This is a genomic window from Pricia sp. (assembly GCF_041745955.1).
In the GTDB taxonomy this organism is placed as follows: domain Bacteria; phylum Bacteroidota; class Bacteroidia; order Flavobacteriales; family Flavobacteriaceae; genus Pricia.
The window spans coordinates 1-5,401 of record NZ_JBGTHY010000450.1 but is presented as its reverse complement, the minus strand read 5'-3'; the positions used below and the strand labels follow the sequence as shown (position 1 = coordinate 5,401).

Annotated in this window: 4 protein-coding genes; 3 read left to right on the top strand and 1 reads right to left on the bottom strand. The window is 46.4% G+C overall.

Annotated features, from left to right (window positions below):
• Window positions 1–474 (bottom strand): GntR family transcriptional regulator (locus tag ACEW8S_RS15890; RefSeq protein ID WP_373519103.1); only part of this gene is annotated, 474 nt, incomplete at its 3' end.
• 146 nt (window positions 475–620) lie between these two features.
• On the opposite strand from ACEW8S_RS15890, the gene ACEW8S_RS15885 reads away from it, so the two are divergent.
• The 3 genes from ACEW8S_RS15885 to ACEW8S_RS15875 form a co-directional block, all read left to right on the top strand.
• On the top strand, window positions 621–2,726 hold the full coding sequence (locus ACEW8S_RS15885) for a bifunctional aldolase/short-chain dehydrogenase (protein WP_373519102.1): 2,106 nt from the start codon (window positions 621–623) through the stop codon (window positions 2,724–2,726).
• 228 nt (window positions 2,727–2,954) lie between these two features.
• Window positions 2,955–4,235 carry a TIM barrel protein gene (locus ACEW8S_RS15880; RefSeq protein WP_373519101.1) on the top strand — a complete coding sequence of 427 codons (1,281 nt, stop codon included), beginning with the start codon at window positions 2,955–2,957 and terminating at the stop codon, window positions 4,233–4,235.
• Window positions 4,232–5,401 (top strand): FGGY family carbohydrate kinase (locus tag ACEW8S_RS15875; protein ID WP_373519100.1); only part of this gene is annotated, 1,170 nt, incomplete at its 3' end. The genes ACEW8S_RS15880 and ACEW8S_RS15875, both read left to right, overlap by 4 nt.

Below are 5,401 nucleotides of genomic sequence, written 5' to 3'. Positions count from 1 at the left end.
ATGTTTCATCTGTTCTGTCTTGAAATGGGGCATGATAATATAATAATCATAAGCGCTCCGATTTTTTTCGAGCAGGTTGAGAAATAACGAATTGTCACAATGGTAAATATGGAGATCGGTATGTGAATTGCCGCCGATACTATTCACAAAACTATTATAGATACGCATCTTGTACGTACTCAACTTGTTGATCATAAATAGGATGTTGATTTTCGACAATAACTTCGTTCGACTTATATAATAGCCTTTGCCCCGTATTGAAGTGATAATTTGCCTTTCCTTTAAGATGGAATAGGCCTTTTCAACGGTATCCCTTGAGAGCAGGTACTCTTCACTAAAACTATTGATAGAGGGAATTTTTTCATCGATTTTCAGCTTTCCGATCGAAATATTGTGGATAATGGAATCCACAATTTGCCGATATTTGGGTATTCTCGATTGCCCGTCGATTTCTACATACTTGAAAATATCCATGGTTCTCGTCTTAGGAATCCGTAAGGTAACGAACTCTTTTAAATTAATGCACTCCATATTTTTTTTACCCATACAGTACAGTACAGGATACAAACCTGACTTTCACAACTTATTTTAGCTGAAAGAATAACCAAAAAACAATTATTATGGGCAATCCGGTCAAAGAATTTAAATATGTAGATTACCTCTGGGACGATAAAAAAGCGGCCGAACTGGGCGACAATCAGGTCGAACTTTTTTTATACCGATCGAATATTCTCGGGGCCGATTTACGAATAACCAACTATGGTGGCGGAAATACAAGCTGTAAGACCATCGAAAAAGATCCCTTGACCAATGCCGAGGTCGAGGTCATGTGGATAAAAGGTTCCGGTGGCGACATCGGTACGTTGACACGTGATGGTATCGCCGGTCTCTACGTGGATCGATTGCGGAACCTTAAAAATGTGTATGGTGGTCTAGAGGATGAAGATCGTATGGTCGGATTGTTCGACCATTGTATTTACGACCTCGATAGCCGCGCGCCATCTATCGACACCCCGTTACACGGATTGCTTCCCTTTAAACATATCGACCACCTCCATCCGGATGCCCTTATTGCCGTCGCTGCGGCGAAGGATAGTGAGCAGGTAACCAAAGAAATATGGGGGGATACTATGGGATGGGTGCCTTGGCAACGCCCCGGTTTCGATTTGGGACTGCAATTGGAAAAATGTCTGAACGACAATCCCGGTATCCGCGGCATCGTTTTGGGAAGCCACGGCCTGTTCACCTGGGGCGATACTTCGTATGAGAGCTACGTGAACAGTTTGGAGGTCATCGAAATGGCATCCGGATATATCGCCCAAAAAATCAAGGGGAACGGTAGTGTTTTTGGAGGACAAAAAATCGAAAGCCTTCCAAAGAACGAACGCAAAGAGCAAGCCGCGATGCTTATACCGATACTCCGGGGACTTTGTTCCGCAGAAAATAAGATGATCGGCCATTTTAACGATAGTGATACGGTGCTGGAATTTATCAACAGTAATGATATGGAACGCTTGGCCCCGATGGGTACTTCTTGTCCCGATCATTTTCTGCGTACGAAAATCCAGCCGTTAGTACTCGAACTTGATGCCGACGCCGACCTTTCGGATTCCGATTCGGTTCTGAAGCAGCTGAAACCGGCCTTCGAAAAGTACAAGGCGTCGTATGCGGATTATTACGAAAAACACAAGCACCCGAACAGCCCCGCGATGCGCGATGCCAGTCCCGTAATCATCATCTACCCAGGTGTCGGCATGTTCAGTTTTGCCAAGAATAAACAGACCACACGGGTGGCCAATGAATTTTACGTCAACGCCATCAATGTAATGCGGGGCGCGGAGGCCATTACCGAATATACTTCTTTACCCAGGCAAGAAGCCTTTGATATCGAATATTGGTTGTTGGAGGAAGCTAAACTACAACGCATGCCGAAGGAAAAACCCTTGTCCCGAAAAATCGCTTTGGTGACCGGTGCAGGCGGCGGAATCGGCAAGGCCATTGCGGATAAGTTGGCCGAAGAGGGCGCGAACGTAGTGCTCACGGATATTGCAGAAGACCGTCTGCAGGAGGCTCTGGATACCTTCGGGAAAGATACGGCCACCTACGCCGTTTGCGATGTGACCAAAAAGGAATCGATTGCCGATGCATTTAAAAAAGCCTGTCTTGATTTTGGAGGCGTAGACATAGTCGTCCACAGTGCGGGACTCGCCATCTCAAAACCGATCGAGGAAACCACCGAAAAGGATTGGGACCTGCTACAGAACGTACTCGTCAAAGGTCAGTTTGAACTTGCCAAACAGGCCGTGGCCATTATGCGCAAACAAGATCTTGGTGGGGATTTTATCAGTATCGCCAGCAAAAACGGACTCGTATCCGGCCCTAATAATGTTGGCTACGGCACCGCCAAGGCAGCCCAGCAGCACATGGCTCGTCTCTTGGCGGCCGAACTGGGCGGGGATAAGATTCGAGTGAACACGGTCAACCCCGACGGCGTCATCGTGGGCAGTAAGATATGGGAAGGCGATTGGGCCGAAGGCAGGGCCAAAGCCTATGGCATAACGGTCGAGGAACTCCCCGCCCACTATGCCAAAAGAAATCTATTGAACGAAATTATCTATCCCGATGATATCGCCAACGGGGTTTTTGCCCTTGTTGGTGTTTTGGATAAAAGTACTGGAAATATTATTAATGTTGATGGGGGAATGGCGAACGCCTTTGTGCGGTAATCGATTCGACGTTGCAAGGTGTTTTCGCGGGACATTAGACCTCGCAAGGTGTTTTCGCGGGTCATCAGACCTGCAAGGTATGAGCGAGGCACGAGATCCTTGTAGGTCTAGCTCGATGTTTTTTCCTAACCCGCCAGACCTACAATGAACCCTCCTTACGGTCGGGAATACCTGGCAGGTCGACCAAAAGCGGGAACACCTGGCAGGTAGATCATAATTCAAATCCAAATGAAAATAGGAAAACAACATATAGAAGATGTCAACCAAAAGTTCCTCGACGACCACCTCGAAACCTTCGATTACATCGCAAACCAATTGACCAAAAAGGGAATAGAGGTCGAGAATGTCGTTCAAAAACTGGCGGATTTCCAAGTTGCCATTCCCAGTTGGGCCTTGGGCGCGGGCGGTACACGCTTTGGCCGCTTTGGATTTCAGGGCGAGCCGGGCACACTGGAACAAAAGATAGACGATGTCGGTGCCATCCATGCGCTGACCCAAACGGCGGGCGCCATTTCCCTGCATATTCCATGGGATGTCCCAAAGGATTATCAGGCCATCAAAGAATTGGCACAATCCCACCAAATTACCTTTGATGCGGTCAACTCGAACACGTTTCAAGACCAGAAAAATGCAGGGCAAAGCTATCGGCACGGATCGCTCAGCAATATCGACGAAGCGGTCCGGCAACAGGCGGTCGAACATAACAAGGAAGTTATTATGATAGGGGATAAACTGGGTTCAAAAAGCCTAACCGTTTGGTTGGCGGACGGGGCTTCTTTCCCGGGGCAGACCAATTTTCAGTCCGCTTTGCAACAGACTCAAAAAAGTCTAAAAGAAATATATAAAATCCTTCCTGAAGACTGGAAACTGTTTATCGAATACAAGCCTTATGAGCCCAATTTCTACAGTACGGTCATAAAGGATTGGGGCACATCCTTTTTATTGGCCAACGAATGTGGCGAAAAGGCGTATACTTTGGTAGACCTCGGCCATCACCTCCCAAATACGAACATCGAACAAATCGTTTCGACTTTGATGCTCAAGGGCAAGCTGGGCGGATTCCATTTTAACGATAGCAAATACGGCGATGACGATCTGACCGTGGGCAGCGTAAAACCCTATGCGCTCTTCTTGATTTTTAACGCCTTGGTCTATGGCATGGAAAACAATCCCCAAAACCCCTACCCGGCCTGGATGATCGATGCAAGCCATAACATCAAAGACCCGCTCGAAGATATCATACAATCGTTGGAAGCCATCCAAGAAGCTTACGCCAAAGCATTGTTGGTGGACCAAAAGGAATTGAACGATGCACAGCAAAATCACGACGTGGTCAGATGCCAAGAAATTCTTCAGGACGCTTACCGTACCGATGTCCGGCCGTTATTGCAAAAAGCAAGGTTGCAGACCGGTGGGGCGCTGCATCCGCTGAAAGCCTATCGCTCAATGGGCGTAAGAAACAAATTGGTGGCCGAGCGGGGTGCGGATTCAGTAGCATCGGGACTATGAAAGAAGTAACAGCCATATTCGACATCGGCAAGACCAACAAAAAGTTTTTTCTTTTTGACGGGGACTACCAAGAGGTGTATCGGGAATATATCCGCTTTGACCTGATCAAAGACGAAGATGGCCATCCTACGGAAGACCTAAAAGCACTAGAAGTTTGGCTAAAGGAAGTTTTCGATCGGATTTTAAACGCCAAGGAATTCAATATTACCGCCATCAATTTTTCCACGTATGGCGCTAGTTTTGTCCATTTGGATGAAAACGGGAAGGTACTTACGCCCCTATACAATTACACAAAACCTTTGGATGAAGAACTGATTGCATCCTTCTATAAAAAATATGGTCCGGAAACAGAGTTCTCGACCCAAACCGGATCGTCAAATTCCGGGATGTTAAATTCAGGGATGCAGCTCTACTGGCTCAAGCATACCCGACCGAAAATCTTTAAGAAGATTGCCTATTCGCTACACCTTCCACAGTACATCAGCTATTTGTTTACAGGTATTCCCATCAGCGAATATACCAGTATCGGGTGCCATACCGCCCTGTGGGATTATGATAAAAAGGATTATCACGAATGGGTATATACAGAGGATATCCACCGCATTCTCCCTCCTATCGTTTCTACGGAGACCAGCATCAACATGAACTACAACGGCAAACGCATTAAGATCGGGGTCGGTATTCACGATAGTTCAGCGGCACTTCTGCCCTACGTTCGCAGCGTTAAAGAGAAATTTATTTTGGTTTCCACCGGTACGTGGAGTATTGCCCTCAACCCGTTTACGGAAAGGTCTCTCTCGGAAGCCGACATGAAAAACAACTGTATCAACTATATGCGTATCAATGGAAAAGCGGTAAAGGCCAGTCCAATGTTTTTGGGGAACGAATATAGCCTTCAGGTAGCCGACCTATCCAAAAGATACAAGGTTCCTCCCGATTTTCATAAGACCGTAGCCTTCGACTATCAAGTATTTTACGAAATTATCAAGGATTTTGAACACGCTTTCCGATGGATAAGTATTGAGGATGACAACATGCCGTCCGAGACATATTTTAAATATGATCGCTTTGAACATGCCTACCACCAGCTGATGATCGAATTGGTATTGCTTCAGGTAAAAAGTATCAAAATTGCGGCCGGAGAAGATCACATCGAAAAATTATAT